Source organism: Streptomyces sp. Ru71 (assembly GCF_002920535.1).
Lineage (GTDB): Bacteria > Actinomycetota > Actinomycetes > Streptomycetales > Streptomycetaceae > Streptomyces.
Genome location: NZ_PQSS01000036.1, coordinates 1 through 24,749 on the forward strand (window position 1 = coordinate 1; position 24,749 = coordinate 24,749).

Consider the following 24,749-nt stretch of genomic DNA (forward strand, 5'->3'; position numbering starts at 1 on the left):
CCGGGGTCACCGCTTTTCTCGTGGGCTTCCAGCCGACCGAGACGGGTGGGTGGGTGGGTGGGAAACCCACCGGGGGTCTGGGCGCGGAGCCCCCAGGGACGGTCACCCAGACACCGGGCACGCACAAGCAAAGGGCCCCGAACCCAATGGTCCGGGGCCCTTCTCAGCGGAGCGTCACGGCAGCTGCGCCGCCCGCGCCTCCCGCCGGTTGTCGCGGAAGTTGTTCACCCGCCGAGCCGTGGCGAAGAGCGGGATCACCGCGCCCATCACCAGCTGCAGCGCGCAGCCGGTCTGGAGCAGGAGCTGCCCGCTAGGGGCGCCGAACGCCCAGGCCGCCAGCAGGCCCATGCTGAGCACGATCCAGGAGAGCATCGCCACCGCGAGGCGCCCCCGCGGCTTGGGGTACTCCACCCGGCTCACCATCAGCCACGCCGTCCCGATGATCGCCAGCAGCGTCGCCGCGAACGGCAGCTCCAGCAGCACGATCGCGACCACCGTCAGCGCGCCGAAGGGGCTCGGCATGCCCTGGAAGGTCCCGTCCTTCACCGTCACGCACGAGAAGCGCGCGAGCCGCAGCACGACCGCCAGCAGAACCACGATCGCGCCGACCGCCGCCACTCTCTGGTGGGCGTCGTCGGCGACCATGCCGTAGACCAGGACGAAGTACGCGGGGGCCAGGCCGAAGCTGATCAGGTCGGAGAGGTTGTCCAGCTCCGCGCCCATCGGGGAGGACCGCAGCTTCCGCGCCACCAGGCCGTCGAACAGGTCGAAGACCGCCGCGCAGAGCATCAGGATGACCGCCGTGGCCGCGCTGTGGCGGGCCATGCCGGACTCCTGGCTGCCGGTGAGGTGCGGGATCAGGATGCCGGTGGTGGTGAAGTACACCGCCATGAACCCGCATGTGGCGTTACCGAGCGTGAGGGTGTCCGCTATTGAGAGACGGAGGGAGAGAGGCATCTCCTCCTCGTCCTCCTCGGCCGCCTCGGGCACCCAGCCCGACTGAGTCTGCGGATCAATCACGGTCAATGCGAGTCACCCCAGCCACGGTCTTCTGACCGACCTCGACCGCGACCTCCACACCCTCCGGCAGGTAGAGGTCGACACGCGAGCCGAAGCGGATCAGACCGATCCGGTCACCCTGCTCGACCTTCGTCCCCTGCGGGATGTACGGCACGATGCGACGGGCCACCGCGCCGGCGATCTGGATCATCTCGATGTCGCCGAGTTCGGTGTCGAAGTGCCAGACTACGCGCTCGTTGTTCTCGCTCTCCTTGTTGAAAGCCGGAACAAAGCCGCCGGGGATGTGCTCGACCGACGTCACCGTGCCGGCCAGCGGCGCGCGGTTGACGTGGACGTTGAGCGGGCTCATGAAGATCGCGACGCGGGTCCGCCCGTCCTTCCACGGCATGATGCTCTGCACCACACCGTCGGCCGGGGAGATGACCCGGCCCTGGGCGATCTCGCGCTCGGGGTCGCGGAAGAACCACAGCATCCCCGCCGCGAGCGCGGTGGCGGGAACGGCGACGGCCCGGGCCGCGCCGGAGCGGCGTGCGCGGGCCAGGCTGAGGGCTGCGGTGGCGACGGTCGGGAGAAGCCACGGCGATGCTCCGCGCGCGAGGCGTACGCCGGCTCGGCTGTCGCGAGGTGCAGAGGTTTGGCTGTGGGGCATGGATGACCTTCGTAGCGGATGATGCCGCTCTATTAGGAGGGGGACGGCGGCTTTCCGCGATCGTAGCGGTTCACGGGCACAACTGGGTAAGCCAGGAAGCCGAGTCGGCGTCCGAAGAGTGCCTACGGGGTGTGATCTTCCTCCCGAAGAAAACACCCCGTACCCGGACAATCAGCCCTGGAACCGATACTCTTCGAGCAGTCTGCGCCCGATGATCATTTTCTGGATCTCGGCGGTACCTTCACCGATGAGCAGCATCGGAGCCTCCCGGTAGAGGCGCTCGATCTCGTACTCCTTGGAGAAGCCGTAGCCGCCGTGGATCCGGAAGGCATCCTCCACGACCTCCTTGCAGTACTCGGAGGCGAGGTACTTCGCCATCCCAGCCTCAAGGTCGTTTCGTTCCCCGGAGTCCTTTTTGCGTGCCGCGTTCACCATCATCGCATGCGCGGCCTCGACCTTGGTGGCCATCTCGGCGAGCTTGAACTGGATCGCCTGGTGCTGGGCGATCGGCTTGCCGAAAGTGTGACGCTGCTGGGCGTACTGGACACCCAGCTCGAAGGCACGCTGGGCGACGCCGCAGCCACGCGCCGCGACGTTGACGCGGCCGACCTCCACGCCGTCCATCATTTGGTAAAAACCTCGGCCGGTGACCCCGCCGAGCACCCGGTCGGCCGGAATCCGCAGGCCGTCCATGATCAGCTCGGTGGTGTCGACGCCCTTGTAGCCCATCTTGTCGATCTTGCCCGGGATGGTCAGACCGGGGCGGACCTCGCCGAAGCCGGGCTCCTTCTCGACCAGGAAGGTCGTCATCGACTTGTGCGGGGCCGTGCCCTCGGGGTGTCCTTCGTCACTGCGCACCAGGACGGCCACGAGGGAGGACGTACCGCCGTTGGTCAGCCACATCTTCTGGCCGTTCAGGACGTACTCGTCGCCGTCCTTGACCGCCTTCGACGTGATGGCCGACACGTCGGAGCCCAGGCCCGGCTCCGACATCGAGAAGGCGCCCCGGATGTCGCCGGCCGCCATCCTCGGCAGGAAGTGGTCCTTCTGCTCCTGCGTGCCGTGCTGCTTCAGCATGTACGCGACGATGAAGTGCGTGTTGATGATGCCGGACACCGACATCCAGCCGCGGGCGATCTCCTCCACGCACAGCGCGTAGGTGAGCAGCGACTCGCCCAGGCCCCCGTACTCCTCGGGGATCATCAGACCGAACAGACCGAGCTCCTTGAGCCCGTCGACGATCTGCTGCGGGTACTCGTCGCGGTGCTCCAGCTCCGTCGCGACCGGAATGATCTCCTTGTCGACGAAGTCCCGGACGGTGGAGAGGATCTCCTGCTGGACGTCGGTCAGTCCGGCGGTCTGGGCGAGACGGGCCATGGCCTACTTCTCCTGCTGCTTGAGTTCCGGGCGGCCGGGCTGCTCGCCGCCGCGCTCCTTGATGTACGTCTCGGTCGGCACCATGACCTTGCGGCGGAAGACGCACACCAGCGTGCCGTCCTGCTTGTAGCCCTTGGTCTCGACGTACACGATGCCGCGGTCGTTCTTCGACTTCGACGGCCACTTGTCCAGCACGGTCGTCTCGCCGTAGATCGTGTCGCCGTGGAAGGTCGGTGCCACGTGCTTGAGCGACTCGATCTCCAGGTTGGCGATCGCCTTGCCGGAGATGTCCGGCACGCTCATGCCGAGCAGCAGGGAGTAGATGTAGTTCCCGACGACGACGTTCTTGCCGAAGTCCGTCGTCTTCTCCGCATAGTTCGTGTCCATGTGGAGCGGGTGGTGGTTCATGGTGAGGAGACAGAACAGGTGGTCGTCGTACTCGGTGACCGTCTTGCCCGGCCAGTGCTTGTACGTCGCCCCGACCTCGAACTCCTCGTAGGTGCGTCCGAACTGCATCGCGCTCAGGCCTCCGGGATCTCGAACTTCGACGTGCGCCGCATGCCGGCGGCGCGTCCCTTGCCCGCGATGACCAGGGCCATCTTGCGGCTGGCCTCGTCGATCATCTCGTCGCCGAGCATCGCCGAGCCCTTCTTGCCGCCCGCCTCGGACGTGTAGTAGTCGTACGCGTCCAGGATCAGCTCGGCGTGGTCGTAGTCCTCCTGGGAGGGCGAGAAGATCTCGTTGGACGCCTCGACCTGGCCCGGGTGCAGCACCCACTTGCCGTCGAAGCCGAGCGCGGCGGCGCGCTGGGCGACCTCGCGGTAGCCGTCGACGTTGCGGATCTGCAGGTAGGGGCCGTCGATCGCCTGGAGGTTGTTGGCGCGGGCGGCCATGAGGATCTTCATCAGGATGTAGTGGTAGGCGTCCGCCGGGTAGCCGGGCGGCTGCTCGCCCACGACGAGCGACTTCATGTTGATCGACGCCATGAAGTCGGCCGGGCCGAAGATGATCGTCTCGACGCGCTGGGAGGCCTGCGCGATCTCGTTGACGTTGTTCAGGCCCTGCGCGTTCTCGATCTGCGCCTCGATGCCGATCTTGCCGACCTCGAAGCCCATCGTCTTCTCGATCTGCGTCAGCAGCAGGTCCAGCGCCACGATCTGCTGGGCGTTCTGCACCTTCGGCAGCATGATGCAGTCGAGGTTCTGGCCGGCGCCCTCGACCACCGTCACGACGTCCCGGTAGGTCCACTCGGTCGTCCAGTCGTTGACGCGGACCACGCGCGTCTTGCCCGTCCAGTCACCCTCGTTGAGGAACTTGACGATGGTGTGCCGCGCCTCGGGCTTGGCGAGCGGGGCGCAGGCGTCCTCCAGGTCGAGGAAGACCTGGTCGGCGGGGAGGCCCTGGGCCTTCTCCAGGAAGCGCGGGTTCGAGCCCGGCACCGCCAGGCAGGAACGCCGCGGGCGAAGGCGGTTGACAGGCGTGGTCATGCGGGGACCTCCAGGGGGTCGAGCTTGTTCGCTGTCCGGATCTCGTCGACGATGCGGCCGATGATTCCGGTGATGTCGAAGTCCTTCGGGGTGAAGACCGCGGCCACTCCCGCGGCCCGCAGCTGTTCGGCGTCTCCGCTGGGGATGATGCCACCTGCGATCACGGGTATATCTGTGGCACCGGCCACACGCAGCCGCTCCAGCACGTCCGGCACCAGCTGCGCGTGCGAGCCGGACAGGATCGACAGGCCGACCGCGTGCACGTCCTCGGCGAGGGCGGCGTCCACGATCTGCTCCGGGGTGAGCCGGATGCCCTGGTAGACCACCTCGAACCCGGCGTCACGGGCCCGCACCGCGATCTGCTCGGCGCCGTTGGAGTGCCCGTCCAGGCCCGGCTTGCCGACCAGGAAGCGCAGCTTGCCCACGCCCAGGTCCTGCGCCGTCAGCTCCACCTTGCGGCGCACCTCGGCCAGCTTGGAACCCTGCTCGGCGGGCACGGCCACCGGCGCGGAGGAGACGCCCGTGGGCGCCCGGAACTCGCCGAACACCTCGCGCAGCGCCCCGGCCCACTCGCCGGTCGTCACGCCGGCCCGGGCGCACTCCAGCGTGGCCTCCATCAGGTTGTCGGTGCCCTTCGCGGCCTCCTTCAGCTTCTCCAGCGCCTTGCACGGGCGCGGGTGGTTGAAGGGCGGCTGGTAGCGGGTGTCCCGCCAGTGCTGGAGCGAGGCGATGACCTGGGCCTCGACCGCCGGGTCGACCGTCTGGATCGCGGTGTCCAGGTCGGCGGTCAGCGGATTGGGCTCGGTCGACTCGAAGATGTTGACGCCGACGATCTTCTCCTGCCCGGACTCGATCCGGGCCCGGCGCTCGGCGTGCGAGGAGACCAGCTGCGACTTCAGGTAGCCGGACTCCACGGCGGCCATCGCGCCGCCCATCTCCTGGATCCGCTCCATCTCCGCGAGGGAGGCCTCGACCAGCTCGTCGACCTTCGCCTCGATCACCTTCGAGCCCTCGAAGATGTCGTCGTACTCCAGCAGATCGCTCTCGTAGGCGAGGACCTGCTGGATGCGCAGCGACCACTGCTGGTCCCAGGGCCGGGGCAGGCCGAGCGCCTCGTTCCAGGCGGGCAGCTGCACGGCACGCGCGCGGGCGTCCTTGGAGAGGGTGACCGCCAGCATCTCCAGCACGATCCGCTGGACGTTGTTCTCCGGCTGCGCCTCGGTCAGGCCGAGGGAGTTGACCTGGACGCCGTAGCGGAAGCGGCGCTGCTTGGGGTTCTCGATGCCGTACCGCTCGCGGGTGACCTTGTCCCAGATGCGGCCGAAGGCGCGCATCTTGCACATCTCCTCGATGAAGCGGACGCCCGCGTTGACGAAGAAGGAGATACGGGCCACCACGTCGCCCATGCGCTCCTGCGGCACCTGGCCGGAGTCGCGCACGGCGTCGAGCACGGCGATCGCGGTGGACATCGCGTACGCGATCTCCTGCACCGGCGTGGCCCCGGCCTCCTGCAGGTGGTAGCTGCAGATGTTGATCGGGTTCCACTTCGGGATGTGGGAGACCGTGTACGCGATCATGTCCGTCGTCAGGCGGAGCGACGGCCCCGGCGGGAACACATGGGTTCCGCGGGACAGGTACTCCTTGACGATGTCGTTCTGGGTCGTGCCCTGGAGCTTGGTGATGTCCGCGCCCTGCTCCTCGGCGACGACCTGGTAGAGCGCCAGCAGCCACATGGCGGTGGCGTTGATCGTCATCGAGGTGTTCATCTGCTCCAGGGGGATGTCCTGGAACAGCCGGCGCATGTCACCGAGGTGCGAGACGGGCACGCCGACCCGGCCGACCTCGCCGCGGGCGAGGATGTGGTCGGGGTCGTAGCCGGTCTGCGTCGGCAGGTCGAAGGCCACCGACAGACCGGTCTGGCCCTTGGCGAGGTTGCGCCGGTACAGCTCGTTGGACGCCTCGGCCGTGGAGTGACCGGCGTAGGTCCGCATGAGCCACGGACGGTCCTTTTCCCTCCGGAACTCCGAAGGCTGACGCTCTGTCATCTGCGGCTCTCAGACGTTCCGGAAGCGGTTGATGGCGTCGATGTGCCGGGCACGCATCTCGTGGTCCTTCACGCCCAGGCCCTCCTCGGGCGCCAGGCACAGCACGCCGACCTTGCCCTGGTGCAGGTTGCGGTGGACGTCGTACGCCGCCTGTCCGGTCTCCTCCAGGGAGTACGTCTTCGACAGCGTCGGGTGGATCTTGCCCTTGGCGATCAGGCGGTTGGCCTCGTACGCCTCGCGGTAGTTGGCGAAGTGCGAGCCGATGATGCGCTTCAGCGACATCCACAGGTAGCGGTTGTCGTACTCGTGCATGTAGCCCGAGGTGGAGGCGCAGGTGGTGATGGTGCCGCCCTTGCGGGTGACGTAGACCGAGGCGCCGAAGGTCTCGCGGCCGGGGTGCTCGAAGACGATGTCGATGTCCTCGCCGCCGGTGAGCTCGCGGATGCGCTTGCCGAAGCGCTTCCACTCCTTGGGGTCCTGGGTGTGCTCGTCCTTCCAGAACTTGTAGCCCTCGGCGTTGCGGTCGATGATCGCCGTGGCGCCCATCTTGCGGCAGATCTCGGCCTTCTCCGGGGAGGAGACGACACAGATCGGGTTGGCGCCGCCGGCCAGGGCGAACTGGGTGGCGTAGGAGCCGAGGCCGCCGCTGGCGCCCCAGATCAGGACGTTGTCGCCCTGCTTCATCGCGGCGCCGTTGCGGGAGACCAGCTGCCGGTAGGCGGTGGAGTTCACCAGGCCCGGGGCGGCGGCCTCCTCCCAGCTCAGGTGCTTGGGCTTGGGCATCAGCTGGTTGGTCTTGACCAGCGCGATCTCGGCGAGGCCGCCGAAGTTGGTCTCGAAGCCCCAGATGCGCTGCTCGGGGTCGAGCATGGTGTCGTCGTGGCCGTCGGGGGACTCCAGCTCGACGCTCAGGCAGTGCGCGACGACCTCGTCGCCCGGCTGCCAGGCGTTGACGCCCGGGCCGGTGCGCAGGACGACGCCGGCCAGGTCGGAGCCGATGATGTGGTACGGCAGGTCGTGGCGCTTGGTCAGCGGCGAGAGCTTGCCGTAGCGCTCCAGGAAGGCGAAGGTCGGCACCGGCTCGAAGATCGAGGTCCACACCGAGTTGTAGTTGACCGAGGAGGCCATGACGGCCACCAGGGCCTCGCCCGGGCCGAGCTCGGGCACCGGGACCTCGTCCAGGTGGATCGACTTGCGCGGGTCCTTGTCGCGGGTGTCCAGGCCCGCGAACATCTCGACCTCGTCCTTGTGGACGGTGATCGCACGGTACGACTCGGGGAGCGGCAGGTTGGCGAAGTCGGCCGAGGTGCTCTCGGGCGACTGGATCGCGGCCAGGATGTCCTTCACGGTCACGGTGTTGCCTCCGGCGGTGAGCGCCCTGAGGGAGGGGCGCTGAGGGTTACGTCGGTGCTGCTGAGGGGTGTGAGGGTGTGCCGTCGGTTCGGCGGGGGTGGTGCTTCGGCAGCGCTTTGTGGCGCGGGAGGGTGCCTGTGACGCAGGCGTCCGGGGCGCGCGGACGGTGAGCCCGCTGGGACAGCCGCCCGGACTCCTTCAACGTATGACACCGCGTGTCAGCTGACAAGGCACTGAGTGCCAGAACCTGCTCTCAGATGAAATCTTTACGCAACAAATGAGCGATGATCGATCGAAGAGGGCTCGAAAGCGGCTGGAATTCAGGTGGAAAAGGGGTCCTGACATGGCAAAACGGCCACCCCCAAGGGGTGGCCGTTGTCACAGGGACCGAGTGACTCAGCGCTCCTTCAGCGCCTGCTCGATGGTGCGCATCACCTCGTCGAGCGGCGCGTCGGTCCGGGCGACCGTCACCAGTACCTCGCCGTGCGTGGAGGTGGTCGCCGCGGCGGGCTGGGGCGGCGCGGTGCTGCGGCCCGCCATGATCCCCGTGCCGAACGTCTTGCGCACGATCGCGAAGGCGTGGTCCAGCTGCGCCTCCACGTCCCCCTGGCCGCCGGCCCGCAGCCAGCGCCGCAGTACGTGGTTGTGCGCGGTGACCACCGCGGAGGCGGCGACCTCGGCCAGCAGCGGGTCGTCGTTGGCGTCGTCGTCGTGCGCGTGCTCGTCGAAGTGCCCGAGCAGATAGCGGGTGAACAGACGCTCGTAGCGGGCCACCGAGGCGATCTCCGCCTCGCGCAGGGTGGGCACCTCACGCGTCAGCTTGTAGCGGGCGACGGAGATCTCCGGGCGGCCCGCGTACATCTTCATGACTTCCTTGATGCCGCGGCAGACCGTGTCCAGCGGGTGCTCGTGCGCGGGGGCCGCGTTGAGCACCGCCTCGGCGCGGATCAGGGTGTCGTCGTGGTCGGGAAAGATCGCCTCTTCCTTGGAGCGGAAGTGGCGGAAGAAGGTGCGGCGGGCGACGCCGGCGGCGGCGGCGATCTCGTCGACGGTGGTCGCCTCGTACCCCTTGGTCGCGAAGAGCTCCATCGCGGCGGCCGCCAGTTCTCGGCGCATTTTCAGCCGCTGGGCAGCCGCGCGGGAACCCGCGGCCGTCTCCGGCGCGTCGGGCGTGGCGGGGGTACGTGAGGACTTGGCGGGCTGGGACATGACCCGAACGTACTGCATGTGCGCAGCTCGGTGCGCAGGTCCGGGGCTTCCCCCGCCCTCGGAGGGCGGGGGAGGAGCGGCCGGATCGAGCAGGCCGCCCCAGTCCGCGCGGTCGGAATCGGCCTGCGGCCAGTCGCCGGGACGCCGCCTAGCGGCGGGCATATTCGCGGAAGCCGCGGCCCGTCTTGCGGCCGAGACAGCCCGCGGCCACCAGGTGCTCCAGCAGCGGCGCGGGCGCGAGGCCGGGGTCGCGGAACTCTCGGTGCAGGACCTTCTCGATGGCCAGCGAGACGTCCAGGCCGACGACGTCCAGCAGCTCGAAGGGGCCCATCGGGTAGCCGCCGCCCAGCTTCATCGCCGCGTCGATGTCGTCGAGCGAGGCGTAGTGCTCCTGGACCATCTTGATGGCGTTGTTCAGGTACGGGAAGAGCAGCGCGTTCACGATGAATCCGGCGCGGTCGCCGCAGTCGACGGCGTGCTTCCTGATCTTGGTGCACACCTCGCGGACCGTCGCGTGGACGTCGTCGGCGGTCAGCACCGTACGGACGACCTCGACCAGCTTCATGGCCGGCGCCGGGTTGAAGAAGTGCATGCCGATCACGTCCTGCGGGCGCGAGGTGGCACGGGCGCACGCGACGACGGGGAGTGAGGAGGTCGTGGTCGCCAGGACCGCTCCCGGCTTGCAGACCTTGTCCAGGGTCGCGAACAGCTGCCGCTTGACCTCCAGGTCCTCGGCGACCGCCTCGACGGCCAGGTCGACGTCGGCGAACGCGTCGTAGGAGCCGGCCGGGGTGATGCGGTCCAGGGTCTGTGCCGCGGCCTCCGCCGTCATCCGGCCCTTGTCGACCGAGCGGGCCAGCGACTTGCCGATCCTGGCCTTCGCCGCCTGCGCCTTCTCCTCGCTGCGGGCCGCCAGCACCACGTCGTAGCCGGCCTTGGCGAACACCTCGACGATGCCGGAGGCCATGGTCCCGGAGCCCGCGACACCGACCGAGCGCACCGGGCGGCCGGGCGTGAGGCCGCCGCCCTCCAGCGGGGTCAGGGCGTCGCGCACGACGGTTCCGCTGCCGGGCGCCTCGTAGGTGTAGAAGCCGCGGCCCGCCTTACGGCCCGTCAGCCCCGCCTCGCTGAGCTGCTTCAGGATCGGCGCCGGGGCGTGCAGCCGGTCCCGGGACTCGGCGTACATGGCGTCCAGGACGGTGCGCGCGGTGTCGATGCCGATCAGGTCGAGCAGCGCGAGGGGGCCCATCGGCAGGCCGCAGCCGAGCCGCATCGCGGCGTCGATGTCCTCCCGCGAGGCGTACTTGGCCTCGTACATGGCGGCGGCCTGGTTGAGGTAGCCGAACAGCAGCCCGTCGGCGACGAACCCGGGGCGGTCGCCGACCGCGACCGGCTCCTTGCCCAGCTCCAGGGCCAGGTCGGTGACCTGGGCGACGGCCTGCGGCGCGGTCAGCACGCTGGAGACGACCTCGACCAGCTTCATCGCCGGCGCCGGGTTGAAGAAGTGCAGGCCCAGCACCCGCTCGGGGCGGGCCGAGTCGGCGGCCAGCCGGGTGACGGACAGGGCGTTGGTGCCGGTCGCGAGGATGGTCTCGGGGCGCACGATCCCGTCCAGCTCGCGGAAGATCTGGTGCTTGATCTCGTACGACTCCGGCGCCACCTCGATCACGAGGTCGGCGTCGGCGGCGGCGGACAGCTCGGTGGTGGTGCGGACCCGGGCCAGGGCGTCGGCGCGCTCCTGCTCGGTCAGCCGGCCGCGCTCGACGGCGCGGGCGGTGGAGGCCTCCAGGGCGGCGACGCACTTGGCCGCCTGGGCCTCGCTGATGTCGATGCCGGTCACCTCGCGGCCGGCCCGGACCAGGACCTCGGTGATACCGGTGCCCATGGTGCCGAGACCGACGACAGCGATCTTCTTCAGGGTGGAGGGAGAGCTGGGGGACAGGGGAGTGGCCATCGCGGGACTCCAGGAATGAGGGTGACGACGAGGAGAGCGCCCGGGTGCGCCACGGGGGCGCACCGGGTGCGTGCAGGAGTGCGGGTGTGGACCGGGCTGCGAGCGCACACGCCCGGGGCCGTCGCGGGGACCCCGCTCGGGCGGAAGCCGAGAGTGGGGCGGGCGCGCACACGCCCGGCGAACGGTGGAGGTCCGACCGGCCCTGTCCCGAGGCCGAGTCGTACTGCGGTACGTCAGGTACCGAACCGACTTCTGCTCATGGCGGCCGCGTCACCAAACCGCCAGGAGGAGCTGCGAGTGGGTAACTCGCTCGTCTGAGCTTAACCGCCGGGTAACGAGCGCGCCAGTCCCCGGACTTTGTGATGTACGTCCCTCGGTCCGCCCGGCGCCCCTACCCTCTCAGGCATGGACGAAGAGTTGCGATCGCTCACGGAGCGCTTACGGCGCGAATCCGGCGGCGGGGCGGAGTTCGAGCGGCTGCTCGCCACCGGGGACGACGATGTGCTCGCCGGGGTGCTCACCGCGCCCGGACAGCCGCTGTGGGCACGCGAACTGGCCGCGTTCCGGCTGGGCCGCGCCGGCGACCGGCGGGCCTTCGAGTCCCTCGTCCTGCTCCTCAACCACCGCGACCCCGAGCGCTGCGCGTCCGCCGCGCACGCCCTGGCCCGGCTCGGCGACCCGCGCACCGCCCGCGCGGCGGCCGCGCTCGCCACCAACGAGCTGCGCGTCGCCTACGCCCTGCATCCCGTGCGGCTGCTGGTCGCGCTGCGCGCCCCGGAGTCCGTACCGGCGCTGATCACCACGCTGCGGCGGCGGCTGCGCCCGCACGACCCCTACCGCCGGGTCGCCCTGGCGTGCGTGGAGGGCCTGGGTGAACTGGGCGACAGCCGGGCCCGCCCGGTCCTCGACGAGGCCCTCGCCCACCCCGCCCTGGCCGAGGCCGCGGTGCACGCCCTGGCCCGCATCCCCGGGCAGCGGTGAGGTCGCTCAGCCCGCCACGACCGCCAGCGCCTCGATCTCCATCAGGAACTCCGGCCGCACCAGGGCCGCCACCTGGACCGCCGAAGCGGCCGGGAGGCGGTCGTCCGGTATGTGCGCGGCGCGCGCCGCCCGGATCGCCGGCATGGCGGCCATGTCCGTGACGAAGTAGGTCAGTTTGACGACGTCGTCGAACGACGCCCCGGCCGCGGCCAGGCAGCGGCGGAGGTTCTCGAAGACCTGCCGTGCCTGGGCGGCCGGGTCGCCCTCGCCCACCACGGTGCCGTCCTCGGCCAGCGCGAGCTGTCCCGAGACGGCGACCATGCGGCCCGTGCCGATGACGACATGGCTGTACTGGGCCGCGGGCGCGACACCGTCGGGGGCGGAGATCCTCGTCAGCTCAGTCATGCGTCCATCATGGATCACGGGTCTGACAACGGGCCGCCCCCGACGGAGGGTCAACCGTCCGGTGCCGCCCGCTCCTCAGCCACGGAACCCCAGCAGCCCGTGCAGGGCCGAGCCGCGCGAGCCGCTGGAGGCCTCCTTCGTGCCGAGCGGCTGGGGGTCGGGCAGCGCCGCGCACACCGCGTCGACGGCCCCTCCGCCGCGCGGCACCGTGCCGTCGGCCAGGTAGGCCGCCAGATACCGGTCCAGGCAGCCGTTCCCGCTGAGCGTGATGCCGTGGTTGCCGCCGCCCTGCTCGACGACCAGGCTGGAGCCGGCCAGCAGCCGGTGCACGGCCGCGCCGCCCCGGTAGGGGGTCGCCGCGTCGTTCGTCGCCTGGAACAGCAGCACCGGCGGCAGCTTGGCGCCCGCGAGGTTCACCGGGCGCAGCGCGGACTTCGGCCAGAAGGCGCACGGCGCGTTGTACCAGGCGTTGTTCCAGGTCATGAACGGAGCCTTGGCGTACACCGCCCAGTTGTCCTTGCGCCACTGCCGCCAGTCGCGCGGCCAGGAGGCGTCCCGGCACTGCACGGCGGTGTAGACGCTGTAGCCGTTGTCCCCGGCGGCGTCGACCGCGCCGAAGTTGCCGTACGCCTCGACCAGCGGGGCGGTGTCCTGCCGGGTGACGTACGCCGCGAACGCCTCGGCGAGGTAGGGCCAGTAGCCGTTGTAGTAGCCGCCGGGGATGAAGGTGTCCTCCAGCTCCGAGGCGCCCACCTTGCCCTCGGCCGGCTTCCTCGCCAGCGCCGCCCGCATCGCGTACCACTTCGCCTCGACCTTCGCCGGGTCGGTGCCCAGGTGGTAGGTGGCGTCGTGCCGGGCGATCCAGGCCATCAGGGCCCGGTGGCGGTCGTTGAAGGCCTGGTCCTGGGCGAGGTTGTCGTCGTACCAGACACCCGTGGGGTCGACGACGGAGTCCAGCACCAGGCGGCGCACCCGCTGCGGGTACAGCTTGGCGTAGACCGCGCCGAGGTAGGTGCCGTAGGAGTATCCGAAGTAGTTGATCTTGGACGCGCCGACCGCCCGGCGGATGGCGTCCAAGTCGCGCACCGCGCTCACCGTGTCGATGTGGGGCAGCACATCCGCGTACGTGCGGGCGCAGGCCGCCGCGAACGACGTGGCACGCCGGAGGTTGGCCTGCTCCAGGGCGGTTGTCGCCGGCACCGAGTCCGGACGCACCGGCCCGAAGTGACCGGGCGCGCAGTCCAGGGCGGGGCTGGACCTGCCGACGCCGCGCGGGTCGAAGCCGATGACGTCGTAACTCGCGGCCACCGCCTTGGGCAGCGAGGAGGCGACGAACCCGGCCAGGGTGAGTCCGCTGCCGCCCGGGCCGCCGGGGTTGACCAGCAGCGGGCCCTGGTACGTCTTGGCCGTGTGCGGGACCCGGGACAGCGCCAGGGTGATCCGGCGGCCGTCCGGCACGGCGTGGTCGAGCGGCACTTTCAGGGACGCGCACTGCAGCGTCGGGTAGTCGGCGGTGCCGCAGCTCTTCCAGGTGAGGTGCGCGGCGGGGGCGGACCGTGCGGCACCGGCCTGCGCCGGCGCGGCCGTGAGGGTCGCGGCCAGGACGGCGGCGGCGCCGCACAGCGCGGCTGCGCGTTTGCTCATGGAGCCTCCCAGGACAAAGGGGGCGGGCCGCGCGTGTCACGGTCCACGCCGCATCGTCCCGGAAAGCGACTGCTGGGGAACGCGTTCTGGCGATACTTGACCCAATTGGGCCGCCGGATGCCCTCGAACGCTCTCACATGAGGGAAAGCTGGGTCGGTTCGGTCGTCCGGGGGGTGTCGGCCGGCTCCGCCGGCCGGATCCGGCGGGGCAGCCCCGGGCCGGCCGGCCCGATGCCGTACTCCTGGGCCAGTTCGTGCACCTGACGGGTGATCCGGCGCTGGTACCACTTCGGCGCGTAGGCCCCGGCGGCGTACAGCCGCTCGTAGCGCGGCACCAGGTAGGGGTGGTGCTCGTGCAGCCAGGCCATGAACCACTCCCGGGCGCCGGGCCGCAGATGCAGCGTCAGCGGCGTCACCGAGGTCGCCCCGGCGGCCGCGATGGCCCGCACGGTCGCCCTCAGCTGTTCGGGCCGGTCGCCGAGGAAGGGGATCACCGGCGCCATCAGCACCCCGCATCCGATGCCGTGCCCGGCCAGGGTCCGTACGACGTCCAGGCGCCGCTGCGGGGCCGGGGTGCCCGGCTCCACGGTGCGCCACAGCTCGCCGTCGACGAAGCCGACCGAGACGGAGATGCCGACGTCGGTCACCTCGGCCGCCTGCCTCAGCAGCGGAAGGTCGCGCAGGATCAGCGTGCCCTTGGTGAGGATCGAGAACGGGTTCGCGCGGTCGCGCAGGGCGGCGATGATGCCCGGCATCAGCCGGTAGCGGCCCTCGGCGCGCTGGTAGCAGTCGACGTTCGTGCCCATCGCGATGTGCTCGCCCTGCCAGCGCGGCGAGGCGAGCTGGTGGCGCAGCAGCTCGGGGGCGTTCACCTTCACCACGATCTGGGTGTCGAAGCCGATGCCGGTGTCCAGGTCCAGATAGCTGTGCGTCTTGCGGGCGAAGCAGTACACGCACGCGTGCGAGCACCCCCGGTAGGGGTTCACCGTCCACTCGAACGGCATGCGGGAGGCGCCGGGCACCCGGTTGATGATCGAACGCGCCCGGATCTCGTGGAAGGTCATCCCGGCGAACTCGGGCGTGTCGAACGTGCGGCGGACCACCGCGTCCGCGCCGAACAGCGCGGTGTCGTCGGCCCGGCCGTGCTCGCCGGAGTCCACGGTGAGGTTCTCCCAGCGCATGACGCCTCCTCGGTAGCTCGGGCGAAGGACTCGGTGCCTCCGGCCACACAATAGAACACTTGTTCCCATGATCGTGCGAGCGTCAGCTCCGGTCGTCCGCCGACCCCCGATCGATCACTTCCGCCACCCCGATTTGGGCCCCCGCACGGCGGGGTGGTTGGCTTGCCCCCATCCGAGAACACGAGGTCCTGGAGGGATCCGATGGCGCAGGTCGAGGCCACTACCGAGCGGGTCGTCGCGGCGGACCGGGAGAAGGTGTTCGACACCCTCGCCGACTACAGCGGCGCCCGCGAGAGGCTGCTGCCCGAGCACTTCAGCGAGTACGAGGTCCGCGAGGGCGGCGACGGCGAGGGCACCCTCGTCCACTGGAAGCTCCAGGCCACCAGCAAGCGCATCCGCGACTGCCTGCTGGAGGTCACCGAGCCCACCGACGGGCAGCTGGTGGAGAAGGACCGCAACTCCTCCATGGTCACCACCTGGACCGTCACCCCGGCCGGGGAGGGCAGGTCCCGGGTCGTCGTCACCACCACCTGGACGGGCGCCGGCGGCATCGGCGGCTTCTTCGAGAAGACCTTCGCGCCCAAGGGGCTCGGCCGGATCTACGACGCGATGCTCGCCAAGCTCGCCGCCGAGGTCGAGAAGTGACAAGTAGCCGGTGACCCACCGGGGTTGACCTCCGGTTGACTGACTCACCGGTTCGAGTGGATCTCCGTTCGACGAGCCGATTCGCCGTAACTCGCCGCGCCTGCCCGTAGTTGTCGCCTTACGCGGGAATTGTGCGACAGGCGCGACGAGGGGAGCGGCACGTGGGCGGGATCACCCTGACGCAGGAGGAACTGCGGGAAGCGCCCCCGGCGGCGCCCCCCGAACCTCCCGCGCCCGAGCCCGGCACACCGGCCGGGCTCACCCCGCGCCGGGTGCGCCTGGTCTTCGTCGGACTGATGCTCGCGCTGCTGCTCGCCGCGCTGGAGCAGATGATCGTCGCCACCGCCCTGCCGAAGATCGTCGGCGAGCTGCACGGCCTGGAGCGGATGTCCTGGGCGATCACCGCCTATCTGCTCACCTCCACGGTCGGACTGCCCGTCTACGGCAAGCTCGGCGACCTGCTCGGCCGCAAGGGCGTCTTCCAGTTCGCGATCGTCGTCTTCGTCATCGGCTCCGCGCTGGCCGGGCGGGCGCAGAGCATGGACCAGCTGATCGCCTTCCGGGCCGTGCAGGGCGTCGGCGCGGGCGGTCTGATGATCGGCGTGCAGGCGATCATCGCCGACATCGTGCCGCCCAGGCAGCGCGGCCGGTTCATGGGCCTGATCGGCGCCGCCTTCGGCCTCGCCTCCGTCGCCGGGCCCCTGCTGGGCGGCTACTTCACCGACCACCTCTCCTGGCGCTGGTGCTTCTACGTCAACGTCCCCTTCGGCCTGCTCACCCTCGCCGTCGTCACCGTCGTACTGAAACTGCCCAAGCCCACCGCCCGGCCCCGCTTCGACGTCCTCGGCACCCTGCTGCTCGCCGCCGGCTCCACCTGCCTGGTCCTGCTGACCAGTTGGGGCGGCACCGAGTACGCCTGGGACTCGCGCGTCATCACCGGCCTCGGCGCCGGCGCGCTCCTGGCCGCCGTGCTCTTCCTGCTCGCCGAGCACCACGCGGCCGAACCCATCGTCCCGCTGCGGCTGTTCCGCGACTCCGTCTTCAACACCTCCGCCCTGGTGGGCCTGGTGATCGGGGTCGCCCTGTTCGGCGCCGCCAGCTATCTGCCGACCTTCCTGCAGATGGTCGACGGGGCCTCCGCCACCGAGTCCGGGCTGCTGATGCTGCCGATGATGGGCGGCATCGTCGGCGCCTCCATCGTCTCCGGCCAGCTCATCAGCCACACCGGCCGCTACAAGCTCTACCCGGTGCTCGGCGGCGCCGTCTCCGCGCTCGGTATGTGGCTGCTGTCCCGGCTGGAGGCGGACACGCCCCGGCTGCACTACAGCATCTGGATGGCCGTCCTCGGCATCGGCATCGGCCTGGTGATGCCCGTGCTCGTGCTCGCCGTGCAGAACTCCGTGCGCCCCGCCGACCTCGGCACCGCCACCAGCGCCAACAACTACTTCCGGCAGATCGGCGGCAGCGTCGGCGCCGCGGTCTTCGGCACCCTCTTCGCCGACCGCCTCAGCGACGCCCTCGCCGACCGCCTCCCGGCACACGCGGGTGCCGCCCTGCCCGACGCCGAGTCCATCACCCCGCAGCTCGTCCACCGGCTGCCGCCCGCGCTGCGCGACGCGTACATCGCCGCCTACGCCGACGCCATGCCGCGCATCTTCCTCTACCTGGTGCCGGTCCTCGCCTTCGGCCTGCTCATCGCCTTCTTCCTCAAGGAGAAACCCCTGGTGTCCCACAACGCCCCCGCCCCCGAGACGCAGACCGAGACCGTGCACGCCGCCGTTCCGCAGGCCCGCGCCCCCCACGCCGCCGGCATCGCGGTGTGCGGCACGGTCCAGCACCCCGACGGCACCGTCGTGCCCCGGGCGGCGCTCACCCTCATCGACGTCGCCGGGCAGCAGATCGGCCGGGGCGCCAGCGGCGAGGACGGGCGGTACGCGCTGGCCACGCCCGGCTCCGGGGCGTACGTCCTGATCGCCGCCGCGGGCGGGCACCAGCCGCAGGCCGTCTCCGTGACCGTCGGCGAGCGGCCCGTCGAACTGGACGTCGTCCTCGGCGGCGCCGGACGCCTCGCGGGCAGCGTGCTCACCGCCGACGGCACGCCCGTGCGGGACGCCACCGTGACCCTCACCAACGTGCACGGCGAAGTCGTCGCCACCACCCGCAGCGGACGCGAGGGCGGCTACGTCATCACCGAACTGGTCGCCGGCGAGTACACCCTGGCCGCCAGCGCCCCCGCCTTCCGCCCCGCCGCCCTCCCGGTCACCGTGCAGGCCTCCCGCGAGACCCGGCAGGACATCGAACTCGCCGGCGGCGCCGTGCTGCGCGGCACCGTGCGGGCGAGCGGCGGACGGCCGGTGGAGGACGCGCGTGTGACGCTGCTCGACGCCGCCGGCAACGTCGTCGACACCCTCACCACCGGAGCGGACGGCACGTTCCGGTTCGTCGACCTGTCGTCCGGCGAGTACACCGTCATCGCCGCCGGCTACCCGCCCGTCGCCACCGTCCTGCAGGTCGCCGGCGGCGGCCGCACCGAACGGGACCTGCAGCTCGGCCACGAGGACTGAGCCGGCCGCCGGGGCCCGCGCATCGGGCGGCGGCAATTCCCCTATTGCCGCACACCACGGTGCGCGGTCCCCTTACCGTGGGAGGGCGGCGCAGATCTTGAGGGCGCGGCACCCACGGGGAACCCACCTGACGTCGAGGGGGAGAAGGGGCCTGGGCCATGGACCGTGGCACCGAAGCGGGCGTACGCCCCGGCCACGCGGCCGGCGGGGAGAGTGGACGGGCGGGTGCCGGCCGGATTCCGCTCGCCGTGGTCGTCGTCGACCGCGACGGTCTGGTGTCGCACTGGAGCACCGGCGCGCGGCGGCTGTTCGGCACCGCCCGCGAGGACGCCGTCGGCCGGGCGGCCGTCGACCTGCTGCCGGTCTCGGGCGCCCTGCCCGAGGACCCGGAGGACGGTCCGACGCTCGACGCCTACGGCCCGTACGAGGCGTACGACGGCCTCGGCCCCGATCTGGAGGCCTCGCTGGGCGGCCGCACCGCCTACCCGGCGGCGGGCCGGGCGCGCGTCGCCCACCCCGGCGGCACCGACCGCCTCGACATCCTGTGGTGGGCCTACCCGCTGGTCGGCCCCGACTCCGCGCGACTGCTGGTGCTCGCCGCCGACGCGGCACGGCTGCACGCCGAACGCGGCTACGACGACGAGCTGATCGAGCGGATCGCGCCCGGCTTCGCCCGCCACACCGAACTGCCCGACGCCGACGGCCTCGCCGGCCGGCTCCCGCAGATCCTGCCCAGCATGGGCCCGGGCCGCAGCGCCCGGATCGTCTCCCAGATGCTGGAACTGGGGTATCCGGTGCTGGAGTTCAGCCAGTTCGACCGGGTGCCCGTGACCCCCGACTGGGGCGTGCCGCGCCGCGCCGACCGCGGTGCCCCGGCCGTCGCGAACCCGCCGCGCCCGGTGCTGCCGGTGGCCGTCCCGGCCGGCGCCGAGGAGGACCTGGAGTACGCGGCCGTCCGCGAGCGGCTGGAGTTCCTCAACGAGGTCAGCCGGGGCATCGGCTCCTCCCTCGACCTCGGCGAGACCATCCGCGAGGTCACCAGCGCCGCCGTGCCCCGCTTCGCGGATTTCGCCGGCACCCATCTGCGCGCGGCCGTGCTGGCCGGCGAGGGTTTCCCGGACGGGCCGCCGGACGCGCGGACCGTGATGCACCGCGTCTGGGTCGAGCACAACGACGAACCGGGCCGCTGGGACGACACCGTGCCCGTCGGCGAGACCTTCGCCTTCCCCGAGCACACGCCCTTCTACCAGTGCATGGTCACGGGCGAACCCGTCCTCATCCCCCGGGTGAGCCCCGAGATGGGCGAACGCATCTCCGGCGAGTTCGAGAAACGCGACCTGCGGCCGCTGATCACCGGCCGGTCGCTGCTGATCGTCCCGCTCAAGGCGCGCAACGTCGTCCTCGGCTTCATGGTGCTCATGCGCCGCCCCGACCGCGCCGCCTTCGACGACATGGACCGCACCACCGGCGCCGAACTCGCCGCCCGCGCCGGTCTCGTGCTCGACAACGCCCGTATGTACACCTACCAGGAGAACGTCGCCGAGACCCTCCAGGACAGCATGCTGCCCCAGGTCGCCCCGCGCATGGCGGGCTGCGACACCGCCACCCGCTATCTGCCCGGCACCCGCCTCGGCCGGGTCGGCGGCGACTGGTTCGACACCATCAAACTGCCCGGCGCCCGCACCGCCCTCGTGGTCGGCGACGTCATGGGCCACGGCCTCAACTCCGCAGCCATGATGGGCCAGTTGCGCACGGCCGTACAGACCATGGCGGCCATGGAGGTGCCGCCCGACCGGCTGCTGCGCAACCTCGACGACCTGGCCCGGCGACTCGGCGACACCTACCTCGCCACCTGCCTGTACGCCGTGTACGACCCGATCCACGGCGAGCTGCGGATCGCCAACGCCGGGCACATCCCGCCGGTGCTGGTGCGCGCGGCGGACGGCCGCAGCGAACTGCTGGACCTGCCCACCGGGGCGCCCATCGGCATCGGCGGCGTCCCCTTCGAGACCGCGGTGGTGCGGGTGGCGTCCGGCGACCGGCTCGTGCTGTGCACCGACGGGCTGGTGGAGGTGCGCGGCGCCGACATCGGGGAAGGGCTCGCCGCGCTGTGCGAGTCCGCCGCCCACCCCGCGGCCTCCATGGACGACGCCTGCGACACCATCATCCGGGCGCTCAACCCGCGCGGTGGACGCAAGGACGACGTCGCCCTGCTGATGGCCCGGCTCAACGGCATCCCCGCCGGCCACATCGCCGAGTGGCGGCTCGGGCACGACCCGCGCGAGGTGCGCCGCGCCCGCCGCCTGGTCCACGACCAGCTGCTCGCCTGGGGGCTTCCCGACGCGGTGGAGAGCGCGCAGCTGCTCGTCAGCGAGGTCGTCACCAACGCCGTACGGCACACCGACGGCGGCCGGATCGGTCTGCGGCTCGTGCTCGCGGACGCGCTGCTCGTCGAGGTCACCGACGAGGGGGCCGAGCTGCCCGCGCTGCTGGAGAAGGGGCGGCTGGAGGAGTCCGGGCGGGGACTGCGCGTGGTCAGCCGGCTGGCGCGGGAGTGGGGTGCGAGCGCACAGGGGCAGGGGAAGACGGTCTGGTTCGAACAGGCCCTGACCTCCTGACGATCTCCTCGAACATCCGGTGAAGGGCTGCTCCCGGCCCTTGCCGTCCCCTCGGCCGTCGCGATATGTCGATCACGACGCCGACCACTCGGGAGCACGTATGAACGTCTCGGACAACTACCGCGACAACTGGGAGAGTTACTGGCGCAAGACGTCCGACGAACCCGGTGAGGCGATCTGGGACGCCGGTGTGGAGCTGACCGCCGTCCCGCACACCGAGCTGCTGCTGCCCCACGCCGACGCGGCGCTGCCCGTCGTCGACCTCGGCTGCGGCAACGGCACCCAGACCCGGTACCTCGCCACCCGGTTCGCGCGGGCCGTCGGCGTCGACCTCTCGCACGCCGCGATCGAGCACGCACGGCACGGCGGGGAAGGCGACGGCGTGGAGTTCCAGCAGCTCGACCTGACCGACACCGACGCCGTGCACGGCCTCCACGAGCGACTCGGCGACAGCAACGTGTACATGCGGGCCGTCATCCACCAGAGCGAACCGCAGGCCCGGCCGGCGGTCGCCGCCGCGGTCGCCGCGCTCCTCGGCACCCGGGGCCGGGCCTTCGTCGTCGAGCTGACCTCCGGCTCCCGCGAGGTGCTGCGGCGGGCCGCGCAGGGCCCGGGCGGGCCGGGGCCCAAGCTGCGCCGGGTCTTCGAGCACGGGCTCAAGCCGGCCGACGCGCCCGACGAGGAGATCCCGCGCGTGCTGGGCGCCGCCGGCCTGGAGATCCTCGCCGAGGGGGACACCGCGCTGGCGCAGACCGAGTACCTGGCCGACGGCAGCCTGCTGGAGCTGCCCGCGCACTGGTTCGTGCTGGCCCGTAAGCGGGTGTGACCGCGTTCACAGGGCGCGGCGCCGCCGGGCCGGTCACACCGTGGCGCCGCGTTCCGTCAGGCCGGTGACAGAGCAGCACGGCCGTCACCGCCAAGGAGCAGCAGCCATGTCCACCGCCTACCTCGTCGTCACCGTCCTCGCAGCCGCCCTGGCGGCCTTCTCCGCCGGTTCGGTCTTCCTCCACGCCGAGTGGACCGTCAAGCCGCTGGCGGACTACGGCGTACCGCGCGCCTGGTGGCCGTGGCTGGGCGCGGCCAAGGCCGCGGGCGCGGCGGGCCTGCTGGCCGGCCTGGCCGTCCCGGTGATCGGCCGGCTGGCGGCCGTCGGCCTGATCCTTTACTTCCTGGGCGCGGTGATCACGGTGCTCCGCGCCCGCTGGTTCTCCCACGTGCCGTTCCCGCTGGTGTACGCGGCCCCGGCGGTCGCGTCCCTGGTCCTGGGCCTGGCGGCCTGAGAGACGGCAGCGGGGCGGACCGGCGGGTCCGTGACACCGGTCCGGCCGCGAAGACCTGCGGCCGGACCGTCCCACGCGGGCGGCGTCCGGCGGGCCCGGAGCCGGGCCGTCGGGGGCACCGGGCCGGGGGCGGCAGTCGGGGACACCGGGGCCGGGAGCCTGGTCCAGGGGGCGGTCGGCGCGTAACGTGGCGCATCATGAAGATCCTCATCAGTGCCGACATGGAGGGTGCCACGGGGGTCACCTGGCCGGCCGACGTGCTGCCGGGGACGCCGCAGTGGGAGCGGTGCCGGGCGATGTTCACCTCCGACGTGGACGCGGCCGTGCGGGGCTTCTTCGACGGCGGCGCCGACGAGGTGCTCATCAACGAGGCCCACTCGACCATGCGCAACCTGCTGCTGGAGCGGCTCGACGAGCGGGCGCAGATGATCACCGGGCGGCACAAGGACCTGTCGATGGTCGAGGGCGTGCAGCACGGCGACGTGGACGGCATCGCCTTCGTCGGCTACCACGCGGGCGCCGGCATGGAGGGCGTCCTCGCCCACACCTACCTCGCCAACCAGATCACCGGCGTCTGGCTGAACGACGTACGCGCCAGCGAGGGCCTGCTGAACGCGCACGTCGTCGCCGAGTACGGGGTGCCGGTGATCCTGGTGACCGGGGACGACGTCACCTGCGAGGACGCGCTCGGCTACGCGCCCGAGGCGCTGAAGGTCGCCGTCAAGGACCATGTGTCGCGGTACGCCGCCGTGTGCCGTACGCCGGCCCGCACCGCCGCCGACATCCGCGCGGCCGCCAAGGAGGCCGCCCGGCTGGCGGTCCGTCAGGAGCTCGTCACCCAGGGGCCGTTCACGGTCGCCGTGGAGTTCGACGCCGAGCACCTGGCGATGGCCGCGACCGTCGTGCCGGGCGTCGCCCGGATCGGGGAGCGGAAGGTGGCGTACACCAGCGCCACGATGTACGAGGGCATTCGCACGTTCAAGGCGGTCACCACCATCGCCTCGGCCGCCGTGGAGGAGCAGTATGGCTGACGACCTGGCCCTGGACGAGGTGGTCGCCTTCACCTCGGACCTCATCCGCATCGACACCACCAACCGTGGCGGCGGCGACTGCCGCGAGCGGCCCGCCGCCGAGTACGCCGCCGAGCGGCTGGCCGGCGCCGGGCTGGAGCCGGTGCTGCTGGAGCGGACGCCGGGGCGCACCAATGTCGTCGCCCGCATCGAGGGCACCGACCGGTCGGCGGACGCGCTGCTGGTCCACGGTCATCTGGACGTCGTACCGGCCGAGGCCGCCGACTGGAGCGTGCACCCGTTCTCCGGGGAGGTGCGCGACGGCGTCGTGTGGGGGCGCGGGGCCGTCGACATGAAGAACATGGACGCGATGATCCTCGCCGTCGTGCGGGCCTGGGCCCGGGAGGGCTTCCGGCCCCGGCGGGACATCGTCGTCGCGTTCACCGCGGACGAGGAGGCCAGCGCCGAGGACGGCTCCGGCTTCCTCGCCGACCGTCACCCGCACCTGTTCGAGGGCTGCACCGAGGGGATCAGCGAGTCCGGCGCCTTCACCTTCCACGACGGCTCCGGGCGGGAGATCTACCCCGTCGCCGCGGGCGAGCGCGGCACCGGCTGGCTGAAGCTGACCGCGCGCGGCCGGGCCGGACACGGCTCCAAGGTCAACCGGGACAACGCGGTGACCCGGCTCGCCGCCGCCGTCACCCGCATCGGCGAGCACTCCTGGCCGACGCGTCTGACCCCGACGGTCCGGGCCGCGCTCACCGAACTCGCCGCGCTGTACGGCGTCGAGCCCGACCTGGACGACGTCGACGCGCTGCTGGGCAAGCTCGGCCCGGCCGCCCAGCTGGTCGAGGCCACGATCCGCAACAGCGCCAACCCGACCATGCTGGACGCCGGTTACAAGGTCAACGTCATCCCGGGCGAGGCCGTCGCCTACGTCGACGGGCGCTGTCTCGCGGGCCACGAGGAGGAGTTCCGCGCCACGCTCGACGAGCTGACCGGCCCGGACGTCGACTGGGACTTCCACCACCGGGAGGTCGCCCTCCAGGCGCCGGTGGACTCACCGACGTACCGGAAGATGCGGGCCGCCGTCGAGGAGTTCGCGCCGGAGGGGCACGTGGTGCCGTACTGCATGTCGGGCGGCACGGACGCCAAGCAGTTCTCCCGGCTCGGCATCACCGGCTACGGCTTCTCCCCGCTGAAGCTGCCCGAGGGCTTCGACTACCAGGCCCTCTTCCACGGCGTCGACGAGCGCGTGCCCGTTGAGGGGCTGCACTTCGGCGTCCGTGTCCTCGACCGCTTCCTGCGCACGGCCTAGGAGGAACGAG

The 24,749-nt window shown here is 71.4% G+C and carries 20 protein-coding genes; 8 read left to right on the forward strand and 12 right to left on the reverse strand.

Annotated elements, in window-relative coordinates; translation table 11 throughout:
• Positions 1-174: 174 nt before the first annotated feature.
• The 9 genes from pssA to C3489_RS21330 form a co-directional block, all read right to left on the reverse strand.
• Positions 175-990 carry a CDP-diacylglycerol--serine O-phosphatidyltransferase gene (gene pssA, locus C3489_RS21290; protein ID WP_103783613.1) on the reverse strand — a complete coding sequence of 272 codons (816 nt, stop codon included), beginning with the start codon at positions 988-990 and terminating at the stop codon, positions 175-177.
• 22 nt (positions 991-1,012) lie between these two features.
• Positions 1,013-1,669, reverse strand: coding sequence for a phosphatidylserine decarboxylase (locus C3489_RS21295; protein WP_103783614.1), 657 nt, complete (start codon positions 1,667-1,669; stop codon positions 1,013-1,015).
• A gap of 171 nt (positions 1,670-1,840) precedes the next feature.
• Positions 1,841-3,046 (reverse strand): acyl-CoA dehydrogenase family protein, encoded by a 1,206-nt coding sequence (locus C3489_RS21300; RefSeq protein ID WP_103783615.1) that lies wholly within the window; start codon positions 3,044-3,046, stop codon positions 1,841-1,843.
• 3 nt (positions 3,047-3,049) lie between these two features.
• Positions 3,050-3,562, reverse strand: a complete 513-nt coding sequence (locus tag C3489_RS21305; RefSeq protein WP_019757884.1) for a MaoC family dehydratase — start codon at positions 3,560-3,562, stop codon at positions 3,050-3,052.
• 5 nt (positions 3,563-3,567) lie between these two features.
• The gene (locus C3489_RS21310) at positions 3,568-4,533 is read right to left on the reverse strand and encodes a CoA ester lyase (protein ID WP_103783616.1); all 966 of its coding nucleotides are present in this window, start codon (positions 4,531-4,533) and stop codon (positions 3,568-3,570) included.
• Positions 4,530-6,578 (reverse strand): protein meaA, encoded by a 2,049-nt coding sequence (locus C3489_RS21315; RefSeq protein ID WP_103783617.1) that lies wholly within the window; start codon positions 6,576-6,578, stop codon positions 4,530-4,532. Before C3489_RS21315 ends, C3489_RS21310 begins: the two co-directional genes overlap by 4 nt.
• 9 nt (positions 6,579-6,587) lie before the next feature.
• The gene (gene ccrA, locus C3489_RS21320; protein ID WP_181139777.1) at positions 6,588-7,925 is read right to left on the reverse strand and encodes a crotonyl-CoA carboxylase/reductase; all 1,338 of its coding nucleotides are present in this window, start codon (positions 7,923-7,925) and stop codon (positions 6,588-6,590) included.
• Positions 7,926-8,327: 402 nt separating this feature from the next.
• Positions 8,328-9,140, reverse strand: a complete 813-nt coding sequence (locus tag C3489_RS21325; protein WP_181139776.1) for a TetR family transcriptional regulator — start codon at positions 9,138-9,140, stop codon at positions 8,328-8,330.
• A 148-nt stretch (positions 9,141-9,288) separates the two neighbouring features.
• Positions 9,289-11,094: a 3-hydroxyacyl-CoA dehydrogenase family protein gene (locus C3489_RS21330; protein ID WP_103783620.1), complete on the reverse strand. Its 1,806-nt coding sequence runs from the start codon at positions 11,092-11,094 to the stop codon at positions 9,289-9,291.
• Positions 11,095-11,499: 405 nt separating this feature from the next.
• Between C3489_RS21330 and C3489_RS21335 the strand changes: the two genes are divergently transcribed.
• The gene (locus C3489_RS21335; protein WP_103783621.1) at positions 11,500-12,075 is read left to right on the forward strand and encodes an adenylosuccinate lyase; all 576 of its coding nucleotides are present in this window, start codon (positions 11,500-11,502) and stop codon (positions 12,073-12,075) included.
• A 6-nt stretch (positions 12,076-12,081) separates the two neighbouring features.
• On the opposite strand, the gene C3489_RS21340 is transcribed toward C3489_RS21335, so the two are convergent.
• From C3489_RS21340 to C3489_RS21350, 3 genes are all read right to left on the reverse strand, one after another.
• Positions 12,082-12,480, reverse strand: a complete 399-nt coding sequence (locus C3489_RS21340; RefSeq protein WP_103783622.1) for a RidA family protein — start codon at positions 12,478-12,480, stop codon at positions 12,082-12,084.
• 75 nt (positions 12,481-12,555) lie between these two features.
• Positions 12,556-14,124, reverse strand: a complete 1,569-nt coding sequence (locus C3489_RS21345) for an alpha/beta hydrolase (protein ID WP_103783623.1) — start codon at positions 14,122-14,124, stop codon at positions 12,556-12,558.
• Positions 14,125-14,257: 133 nt separating this feature from the next.
• Entirely contained in the window at positions 14,258-15,304 is a 1,047-nt protein-coding gene (locus C3489_RS21350; protein ID WP_103783624.1) for an Rv2578c family radical SAM protein, read from the reverse strand.
• Positions 15,305-15,505: 201 nt separating this feature from the next.
• Here C3489_RS21350 and C3489_RS21355 point away from each other — a divergent pair, with 201 nt between their 5' ends.
• The 7 genes from C3489_RS21355 to C3489_RS21385 all read left to right on the forward strand — a co-directional run bounded on the left by C3489_RS21355 (position 15,506) and on the right by C3489_RS21385 (position 24,739).
• Positions 15,506-15,949: an SRPBCC family protein gene (locus tag C3489_RS21355; RefSeq protein WP_103783625.1), complete on the forward strand. Its 444-nt coding sequence runs from the start codon at positions 15,506-15,508 to the stop codon at positions 15,947-15,949.
• A gap of 161 nt (positions 15,950-16,110) precedes the next feature.
• Positions 16,111-18,513, forward strand: coding sequence for an MFS transporter (locus tag C3489_RS21360; RefSeq protein ID WP_103783626.1), 2,403 nt, complete (start codon positions 16,111-16,113; stop codon positions 18,511-18,513).
• Between the two features lie 158 nt (positions 18,514-18,671).
• Complete coding sequence (locus C3489_RS21365) at positions 18,672-21,131, forward strand: SpoIIE family protein phosphatase (RefSeq protein ID WP_103783627.1); 2,460 nt, start codon at positions 18,672-18,674, stop codon at positions 21,129-21,131.
• A gap of 100 nt (positions 21,132-21,231) precedes the next feature.
• A complete protein-coding gene (locus C3489_RS21370) occupies positions 21,232-21,957 on the forward strand; it encodes a class I SAM-dependent methyltransferase (RefSeq protein WP_103783628.1) in 726 nt (241 codons plus the stop codon).
• 106 nt (positions 21,958-22,063) lie between these two features.
• Positions 22,064-22,411 carry a DoxX family protein gene (locus tag C3489_RS21375; RefSeq protein WP_103783629.1) on the forward strand — a complete coding sequence of 116 codons (348 nt, stop codon included), beginning with the start codon at positions 22,064-22,066 and terminating at the stop codon, positions 22,409-22,411.
• A gap of 197 nt (positions 22,412-22,608) precedes the next feature.
• On the forward strand, positions 22,609-23,442 hold the full coding sequence (locus C3489_RS21380; RefSeq protein ID WP_103783630.1) for a M55 family metallopeptidase: 834 nt from the start codon (positions 22,609-22,611) through the stop codon (positions 23,440-23,442).
• Positions 23,435-24,739, forward strand: a complete 1,305-nt coding sequence (locus C3489_RS21385; protein WP_103783631.1) for a M20/M25/M40 family metallo-hydrolase — start codon at positions 23,435-23,437, stop codon at positions 24,737-24,739. Before C3489_RS21380 ends, C3489_RS21385 begins: the two co-directional genes overlap by 8 nt.
• Positions 24,740-24,749 lie beyond the last annotated feature (10 nt).

Excerpts from the sequence above, each read along its gene's own strand:
- C3489_RS21385 (WP_103783631.1), top strand. The coding sequence starts at position 23,435 with ATGGCTGACGACCTGGCCCTGGACGAGGTGGTCGCCTTCACCTCGGAC.
- C3489_RS21305 (WP_019757884.1), bottom strand. The coding sequence starts at position 3,562 with ATGCAGTTCGGACGCACCTACGAGGAGTTCGAGGTCGGGGCGACGTAC.
- C3489_RS21330 (WP_103783620.1), bottom strand. The coding sequence starts at position 11,094 with ATGGCCACTCCCCTGTCCCCCAGCTCTCCCTCCACCCTGAAGAAGATC.
- C3489_RS21335 (WP_103783621.1), top strand. The coding sequence starts at position 11,500 with ATGGACGAAGAGTTGCGATCGCTCACGGAGCGCTTACGGCGCGAATCC.
- C3489_RS21370 (WP_103783628.1), top strand. The coding sequence starts at position 21,232 with ATGAACGTCTCGGACAACTACCGCGACAACTGGGAGAGTTACTGGCGC.
- C3489_RS21340 (WP_103783622.1), bottom strand. The coding sequence starts at position 12,480 with ATGACTGAGCTGACGAGGATCTCCGCCCCCGACGGTGTCGCGCCCGCG.
- C3489_RS21350 (WP_103783624.1), bottom strand. The coding sequence starts at position 15,304 with ATGCGCTGGGAGAACCTCACCGTGGACTCCGGCGAGCACGGCCGGGCC.
- C3489_RS21365 (WP_103783627.1), top strand. The coding sequence starts at position 18,672 with ATGGACCGTGGCACCGAAGCGGGCGTACGCCCCGGCCACGCGGCCGGC.
- C3489_RS21345 (WP_103783623.1), bottom strand. The coding sequence starts at position 14,124 with ATGAGCAAACGCGCAGCCGCGCTGTGCGGCGCCGCCGCCGTCCTGGCC.
- C3489_RS21295 (WP_103783614.1), bottom strand. The coding sequence starts at position 1,669 with ATGCCCCACAGCCAAACCTCTGCACCTCGCGACAGCCGAGCCGGCGTA.
- C3489_RS21325 (WP_181139776.1), bottom strand. The coding sequence starts at position 9,140 with ATGTCCCAGCCCGCCAAGTCCTCACGTACCCCCGCCACGCCCGACGCG.
- C3489_RS21310 (WP_103783616.1), bottom strand. The coding sequence starts at position 4,533 with ATGACCACGCCTGTCAACCGCCTTCGCCCGCGGCGTTCCTGCCTGGCG.
- C3489_RS21380 (WP_103783630.1), top strand. The coding sequence starts at position 22,609 with ATGAAGATCCTCATCAGTGCCGACATGGAGGGTGCCACGGGGGTCACC.
- C3489_RS21355 (WP_103783625.1), top strand. The coding sequence starts at position 15,506 with ATGGCGCAGGTCGAGGCCACTACCGAGCGGGTCGTCGCGGCGGACCGG.
- C3489_RS21375 (WP_103783629.1), top strand. The coding sequence starts at position 22,064 with ATGTCCACCGCCTACCTCGTCGTCACCGTCCTCGCAGCCGCCCTGGCG.
- C3489_RS21300 (WP_103783615.1), bottom strand. The coding sequence starts at position 3,046 with ATGGCCCGTCTCGCCCAGACCGCCGGACTGACCGACGTCCAGCAGGAG.
- C3489_RS21315 (WP_103783617.1), bottom strand. The coding sequence starts at position 6,578 with ATGACAGAGCGTCAGCCTTCGGAGTTCCGGAGGGAAAAGGACCGTCCG.